Here is a 414-nt window from a genome sequence, read left to right on the forward strand (position 1 = left end):
TTCGAGGTTGTCGCCGAGGATGAGTTTATTTATGGGCACTGGTTGAGTGCTCCTTTATTGATCACAAATCAACTCTTGATAAAAGCGATAATTCCTAAAACACCACCAATTATTCCCAACATACTTCCAAAATCGGTCATAATAGCAGAAAAATATCTATTAAATAATCTTCCTGCATATTCTCTCCGAATTGCTTTATGCCTATCACTATCAATAAGTTTACCATTATTATCAAATACTGCATGATAATAATCTCGTGATCGAGCGTTCTTAACTATTTCACTGCCGAATTTATCTATTACAGAAGTCCACCCATCATCATACATGACCTTATTTGCTTTAATAAGTTTATCTCTTCTCTCGCTTATTACATCAAGAGCAAATCCATCCAACCAGTATCTTATTGATGAATCA

General features: G+C 34.5%; 1 protein-coding gene. It reads right to left on the reverse strand.

What is annotated here, in order from left to right:
• Positions 1-68: 68 nt before the first annotated feature.
• The coding region (locus AWU74_RS08735) for a hypothetical protein (RefSeq protein ID WP_238580296.1) at positions 69-414 on the reverse strand (346 nt) is incomplete at its 5' end.

Source organism: Treponema endosymbiont of Eucomonympha sp., assembly GCF_001028545.1.